Genomic DNA, 5,885 nt, shown 5'->3' on the forward strand with positions numbered 1-5,885 from the left:
AAGTGGCGGGGAACGGGAAGGTGACGTTCACTTCGCCAGGCCTGGACCTGAAGACCGGGATCGGCTTGCGCGCCTCACGGCTGGCGGTCTCGATCTTCTCGATGCCTCGTCCCCACGCCTCGATCTGCCCCGAACGGAAGAACGCGTTGGCGATGTCAGGATTGCGCGGAAGGGACCGGTGCTTCGCCAGCAGGTCTTCGACGGTCCACCCGACAGGCAGGCCGCCGTCGCTGTAGATGATGAGCTCGTCCGGGAACACCTTGATCTGGATAGGCACGCCACCCGAGTAATCGCGGTGGACGATGGCGTTGATCACCGCCTCCCTTATGGCCGCCTTGGCCACTGGGAACGTCTCGATCCGCTGGATTCCCCGGTAACTGAGCATCCCCTTGAAGTACTTGTCGTAGAGGATGTCGAGCACTTTGTCCGCCATCGAGATCAGGGGGCCGTGCACCTCGTCCATGAACAGCAGGTCGGCGCCGGTCTGGAAGTAGCCGATCTTCACATACGCGCCGGTGAACCACCGCTCCGGGTCTTCGTGGAACAGCAGGATGGCCGCCCGCTTGAGGTGGTTTCCCTCCGCCAGCCGCAGGGTGTCGATCAGTTCGGCGTCGCTTATCTCGAGGTCCCCGGCAGTCAACCGGTCGCTGAAGATCGCCTTGCGGCGGAAGTCCCGGAAGGCAACCAGATCGAGATCGGGCACGCCGACGTGCGGCACCAGAACGCCGTCCCAGGTCTTGCCCTCCTTGCGGAGCATGAACTCGTCCAAGGCGTTGCCCGTCAACTCCCGGTTGGTTGCCCCTGACCGGTAGTAGTACTTGCCGTGATAGCTGATCGGAGAAGGGTACGGGTTGACGGTGATGGCCAGGTACTGAAGGCCGTCCTCGGTCTTCAGGTTCACGTCCACGATGATCGCCATGGTGCTGGTGACCTTGTTGGGAATCTCTGTCAGCAAGGCGCGGGTGTCAACCACCCCGACCACCCTGCCCTCGTCGTCCTTGCCGATCTCAAGCACACCGCCTTGGGCGTTGGCGAAGCCACAGATCCACTTCAAGTACTCGTCGCGCCACGACGACTTCCATTCAACCGCCTGCGTCTCAAAGGCCATGAGCGAACCTCCCGTCTTCCGATGACACCACGCTACAGAAGACCTCCGACACCTTCATCGCCGTCAGCGCGTGGCACCCGTTGTCGTCTGCATCCCTGGGCTGCGGGCGCAGGTCCGCGAAGAACCCGCCTACCCGCACCTGGTCAAGTCGATTGCGGACCTCGCGGCGTCCGGGGTCGACACAAAGACCATCCTGCCCAAGCTGTTCCAACCTGGCCCGGACCAGCGCGATCGGGCCCAGGCTCTGGGCTCGGCGGTGATGCGCGCCAAGGCGCTTCCGGGCCGAAACGTCGTCAGCCACGGACAGCACCTGATCGCAGGAATGCTACTCGTCCCCGAAGTGCCGATGAGAGCCGACATGCGCCAGTCCCCGAGGACAAGGGCGAAGCTCATCACCGACAGGGCGGCCCAACTGGCCGAAGAGGCTCGGCGCGAGCACGCCCCCTGGCTGGACGCCATCTACCCTCAAGCCCCTGGACCATGGCACAAGGAAGCACGGCGCAAGGTCGTCCGCGCTGTGGCCGCCTAACGTGACCGCTACGGCGTCACGGGCCCCAAGCCCCTGGGAGGCCCACCCGCCACCAAGGCCCAACAACGCGACCTGGGCCGCGTCAGTCTCATGATGACCGACCTCCGCCGCCGCATCGAAGCAAACCCGTTCTTCGGCTCCCAGGCTGCATGACCTGTTATACCCCGACCACCGGCCTTGGGCCTGTGACTCCCTATAGGCAACCTGTGACGGGACAGATACGGGACAGGCGGGCTGCCTAGAACAGATGTCCGGGTGATCGAGAAGAAGAAGACCGCCCCCACCAGCGGTTTCTCAAAGTAGCTCCGACCGGATTCGAACCGGCGCTACCGCCTTGCGAGCTTGACCCAGGGCCCGATGGCGCGTTGGCTACTGTTGGAAACGCGCGCTGATCTTCTACTTCACCGTTGGCTGCCGTTGGGAGGAAGTGGCTGCTTGTGATCCTCGCGTGTCATTTCTGTGTCATCCGATGCCTGGGTTCAACGAATCCTGAGCCAGCGCGCGCCGATAGCTGCGGTTCCACGCCGATGCCTCTGCCAAGCCGGGTTACGGCGCGCCCGCGCAGGCCGAATTGGCAGTCAGTGTTGGGCGTTACGGTAGTGATCATGACCACCGCTGAAGTCGTGCCGAGCAGGATCAAGACCACCGATCCGCTTCATGAGCCGTGGCCGCTGACCGAGGCCGAGCGCGAGGTCTTCAGACAGCGGTCTCGCCAATCGCGCCGGGCGCGGATGGCCGCTATCAACGGTTCTGGCCTGCCGCCCGTGCACGAGATCAACACTCCCCGGTTTGATCCGCTCGCCCTGATGCCCCGCAGGCCTGGCAACTCGCTCTCGGCCCTGTCCTTGTTCTCGGGCGGTGGGGGCCTCGACCTCGGGTTCGAGCGCGCGGGCTTCGGCCACCTGGGGTCGTGGGAGATCCTGCCCGATGCCGCTCAGACCCTGCGCGACGCGCGGCCAGCGTGGAGCGTCTATGGCGGCGAGGCTGGCGACGTACGCGGCGTTGACTGGGCCCGCTACCGGGGAAACGCGGCGGTTGTTCATGGCGGACCTCCGTGCCAGCCGTTTTCCCACGCCGGCAAGCAGCGCGGCGAAGACGATCCACGCGACATGTGGCCAGAGTTTGTCCGGGCCGTCATGGGCGTACAACCCGACGCGTTCGTCGCGGAGAATGTGGCGGCGCTGGGGACCGCCAGGTTCTCCGAGTATGTGGACCGCACGATTGTGCGCCCGCTAGCCCGGCAGTACACCATTAGACAGGTCATGATGCAGGCTTACGACTATGGAGTGCCGCAGTCCCGGCGCCGCATCGTGTTTGTGGGGTTCCGAAACCGCTCGCTGGCCCGTAACTGGGTTGCCCCGACTCCGACCCACCGGCCACTCGGCGCCATGGACGATGGCCTTCCCGAGACGATGGGGATGCGGAAGGCGCTCGGTCTGCCGGACATCGGCGTCGACGACGTTTGCCCCACCATCCGCTCCGCGCTGACCGGGCCGCGGCACACCACTTCGATCCTCAACAGCGTCTCCGCCCAGCGTGTCTTCGAGGCCCTAAAGGTCTGGCCAAACGGCGTGGCACCCACCCGCGAGGCCGCCCGCGCCTTTGTCGCCAAGAACGGGCATTTCCGGCTCTCGGTGCCCGATGTAGCTCTCTTGCAGGGTTTCCCGGAATCGTGGCGGTTCGCCGGAGCCGTCTATATGCAGCTTGGGCAGATCGGCAACGCGGTGGCCCCGCCTGTCGGCTACGCTGTGGCCTGCTCGGTCGCCGACGCCTTCCGCAAGTAGGCGCGCACCAGTTCGCGCAGCCGCGCGGCGTGCTCGTCTGTGATGCGCTCGAAGCCGTCGAAGAAGCCGGATTCGATATGCGGATTGTTCAGCGTGGCCCCGCGGAGGATCACATAGCGGGCCCGGCTGTTGAGGATGTCCACGATGGCCCGACGCGAGTAGCCGCCCTCCACGTCCTGATGCCGCAGATAGTCTTCCCGCCGCCACTGCTTCTTCATGATCCACTTCGCGTCCGACACCGGGTAGACGGGTTTGTCTCCCATAATGCGGGCGGCCATTTCCTCTGTCACCAGGCCGGGCAGAGCGTCAGCCAGTGCGATGTCCGGCAGCATGTACCGCTCCTTTTCGGCTATCCACGGCTCCATGTCGTCAGGTGACGCATAGACGCAGTAACGGAGCTTCGACCCCGACTTGTCATAGAACGCGAACAACCAGTGCAGACCGTTGCGCCACTTCCGGATGTGGTCCGGTCCGAAATCGCGCACTGTAGAAACCGATCCGCCCGTCGTCGACTTCAGTTCGAAGTCCAGAGTGCGCCCATCAATGGTCAGGTGCGCGTCGATGTCGCTCCGTCCGCGGTCCTCCGGAACCGTGAGATTGAAAAGCTGGATCATCTGGCGCTCACGGGCGTCATCCTGAACGGGCACGATCCGATCCTTCCACGCCAACCCCGATATTGCACGTCGCCCACCCCGAAGCCTAACCTGACTGTTTCGTGGGGAATGGATGTTGATGCGAGGAAGGATGCGCGGGAACTGGAGTTCGATTGGGTGAAGAGCTTCGTGAACCCGACGGTGCGTCCGTTTTTGGGTGGACTTCTTCTGGAACGGCGCTTTAATCGACCGGGTTGAGCTTTTCGCGATTGACGGCGGCCACGGAATCGTACCGGCCATGGGCTCGCGCCTCAGGGTCAGCGACTTCGAGGTAGCGGTCGCCTATCTGATACACGACTTGGACGGTTCCCCCCAATGAGGATAATCCTGGCCGTTACCTCGACCTTTTGGGGGCGACGAAAGTACGGGACGCGGAACGGTGGGGAGCGGGCTCACCAAGTGACGGAGCGTAGTCGACGACGAGTTCTCTCGACCTACGGGGCGCGCCCCGTGTCCGCTGCGGCTTAGGAGAAGCTCGCTCGACTGCTGGCGCGGCCCGGCGACAGTCGGGGATGCCGCTATCTGCACGAGCGTTCGTGGCGAGTGAAGAGGAGACGAGGACACTGGTACCGCTTGCAGCGTCCTCGCGGGCTGCGTAGGGCTTTGGCCACCACGGCCCTCCCCGACCGGGATTATGCATCGGGCGAGCAACCCGAGGAACAATCCGGCCAGCACTTCCCCGAGGCCACCGGCAGTCGCGTCCCGAAGAAACCCACCGATCCCCTTGCCAAGCTGCCGGAGCCTTCCCCATTCGGGCTTCGCCTTGTTGGCTTCAGTCGCTAGATCGGCTAGCTGGCCGCGAAAGATCTCCGTATCGGCATCGGTAAGCCCCAAACTGAAGATTGCTTGCTCTGCTGCGGCGATAGCCTTGCGAACCTCTGCCAGGTCCGATTCGGTAGCCAGGACCACCGCCTGGACGGCTCTGGGACCGGCGATCTGGGCCGGGCCATTGAACGTGTTCCCAGTGACGTTCACAGTCCCAATCGCCATCGAGGCACCCGCTTGCTGTCCGCCGTTCTCGATCCAAGTTTGGCCCTGATCGGTGAGCCCGATACGGGCTACATCCCCACCCAATGCTGTAATGCATTTTGCACATTGTTGCTGTTCGAGCCAAGCCGCAGCCGTGTACGCGTCCTGGGGTGCGAGGCGCTCACCGTAGAAGGTCGCCTCCGGAGCGGCCAAGAAGTCGGCGGTATTGTGGAGTTCCGCCGGGTCGTCCTGGCGGATCAGCCATGAGGCCAGCGCTCTCCGCGAGGCCTGCCGTCGTCGAACCACATGGCCGCGACGTCGCTGAACCTCGGCAATGAAATCTCGGCCCTCTCGCCGGATGAATGCGCCGCCATAGCGGCCGGTCATCCTCTTCTGGCTGTACATCAGCCCGGCCTGAATAAGCGCATCGGCGTCGTCCTCGACTTCGGGGTAGGCGAGTTCTCCCTCGAACATCACCTCCCTGCGGCCGTCAGGCACCTGCTCGTGGATGGTCTCCAACAGCCGCAACCGGCGAAGGTCGACGGCGCTCATGTCGGGGGAAAGGTTGATCGCTCCCATGTCCACCAACCGTACCCGTCACGACTGATACCCTGCGGGCCACCGCTCGCACGCTCCAGTGTCATTTCTGTGTCATTTTCCGGCTAACAGAACGCTTGTACGTCTCCGCGACCGCGGTAAAACCGCAGCCCCCACCAGCGGTTTCACAAAGTAGCTCCGACCGGATTCGAACCGGCGCTACCGCCTTGAGAGGGCGGCGTGCTAGGCCACTACACAACGGAGCCAAAGGCCTGGTCAGCCGTCCAACTGGGAGCCAGTTGAGC

5 protein-coding genes and 1 tRNA gene are annotated in these 5,885 nt (G+C 64.1%); 2 read left to right on the plus strand and 4 right to left on the minus strand.

The genetic code is table 11. The features are described from left to right. Positions 1-1,108 (minus strand): putative DNA binding domain-containing protein (locus LBC97_16565; protein MDR2567630.1); only part of this gene is annotated, 1,108 nt, incomplete at its 3' end. 70 nt (positions 1,109-1,178) lie between these two features. Between LBC97_16565 and LBC97_16570 the strand changes: the two genes are divergently transcribed. Next, entirely contained in the window at positions 1,179-1,637 is a 459-nt protein-coding gene (locus LBC97_16570) for a hypothetical protein (GenBank protein MDR2567631.1), read from the plus strand. Positions 1,638-2,242: 605 nt separating this feature from the next. Next, complete coding sequence (gene dcm / locus LBC97_16575; GenBank protein MDR2567632.1) at positions 2,243-3,421, plus strand: DNA (cytosine-5-)-methyltransferase; 1,179 nt, start codon at positions 2,243-2,245, stop codon at positions 3,419-3,421. On the opposite strand, the gene LBC97_16580 is transcribed toward dcm, so the two are convergent. The 3 genes from LBC97_16580 to LBC97_16590 form a co-directional block, all read right to left on the minus strand. Next, complete coding sequence (locus LBC97_16580; protein ID MDR2567633.1) at positions 3,379-4,068, minus strand: hypothetical protein; 690 nt, start codon at positions 4,066-4,068, stop codon at positions 3,379-3,381. The genes dcm and LBC97_16580 overlap by 43 nt on opposite strands. A 288-nt stretch (positions 4,069-4,356) precedes the next feature. After that, positions 4,357-5,622 carry a hypothetical protein gene (locus LBC97_16585; protein MDR2567634.1) on the minus strand — a complete coding sequence of 422 codons (1,266 nt, stop codon included), beginning with the start codon at positions 5,620-5,622 and terminating at the stop codon, positions 4,357-4,359. Positions 5,623-5,773: 151 nt separating this feature from the next. Then, positions 5,774-5,846, minus strand: a tRNA-Glu gene (locus tag LBC97_16590). Between the last annotated feature and the right edge of the window lie 39 nt (positions 5,847-5,885).

It is taken from the genome of Bifidobacteriaceae bacterium, from assembly GCA_031281585.1.
Lineage (GTDB): Bacteria > Actinomycetota > Actinomycetes > Actinomycetales > WQXJ01 > JAIRTF01.

Bases quoted from the DNA above. Each gene is read 5' to 3' on its own strand.
- dcm (MDR2567632.1), top strand. From the start codon at position 2,243: ATGACCACCGCTGAAGTCGTGCCGAGCAGGATCAAGACCACCGATCCG.
- LBC97_16585 (MDR2567634.1), bottom strand. From the start codon at position 5,622: ATGGGAGCGATCAACCTTTCCCCCGACATGAGCGCCGTCGACCTTCGC.